Origin of the sequence: Staphylococcus simulans, assembly GCF_002902285.1 — a bacterium.
GTDB lineage: Bacteria > Bacillota > Bacilli > Staphylococcales > Staphylococcaceae > Staphylococcus > Staphylococcus simulans.
The window spans coordinates 1-996 of record NZ_PPRU01000084.1 but is presented as its reverse complement, the minus strand read 5'-3'; the positions used below and the strand labels follow the sequence as shown (position 1 = coordinate 996).

Sequence of the window (996 nt, the reverse complement as noted above, 5' to 3'; positions counted from 1 at the left end):
AAGTAAGTGTTCCGGATTTCCCTAAAGAAGGAGACCAACCAATTATTACTGTAGATACAACAAAAGTACCTGACGGTAAAACAAGCGGCGAGTTCGAAGTTCCAGTCACAGTGACTTATCCAGATAAAACAACGGATACAGTGAATGTAAAAGTTACGGTCGGTCCAAAAGACTCCGATACTTATGAACCAACGACTCAACCAATCACAAAACCATTTGGTCAAGGTACAACTGAACAAGAAGTCAAAGACAAAGTCACAGTACCAAACTTCCCAGCTGACAAAGGAACACCGATAGTAACAGTTGACGATTCAACAAAAGTACCTAATGGTCAAACACCGGGCACATTCGATGTCCCAGTGACAGTCACTTATCCAGACGGCACAAAAGATTACGTAACGGTTAAAGTTACAGTGAATCCGCAACCACAAAACGATAAATATGAACCGACTGCGGGAGAAATCACAAAACCATATGGCACACCAACTACTCCAGAAGAAGTTAAAGAAAAAGTAAGTGTTCCAGACTTCCCTAAAGATGGTGGCAAAGTTGTTGTTACAATTGATGACCCAACAACAGTACCTAGTGGAAACGCATCAGGAGTCTTTGAAGTACCAGTAACGGTGACATATCCAGACGGCACAAAAGATCATGTAACAGTTAAAATTGTTGTAACACCACAACCAGAAAACGCTAAATATGAACCAGTGTCTAAAGATATTGAAAAACCATATAATCAACCAACAACTGTAAACGAAATCGTAAACCAAGTAACTGTCCCTGATTACCCAACAACAGGTAATCAACCAAAAGTTACTGTAGATAACCCAGCATTAATCCCTGACGGCAAAGTTCCAGGTGAATATGAAGTACCAGTAACGGTGACATATCCAGATGGCACAAAAGATCATGTAACAGTTAAAGTTGTTGTAACACCACAACCAGAAAATGATAAATATGAACCAGTATCTAAAGATATTGAAAAACCATATAATC

1 protein-coding gene is annotated in these 996 nt (G+C 39.5%); it reads left to right on the top strand.

What is annotated here, in order from left to right; all coding sequences use genetic code 11:
* Positions 1–996 (top strand): Rib/alpha-like domain-containing protein (locus tag CD112_RS13255; RefSeq protein WP_258026724.1); only part of this gene is annotated, 996 nt, incomplete at both ends.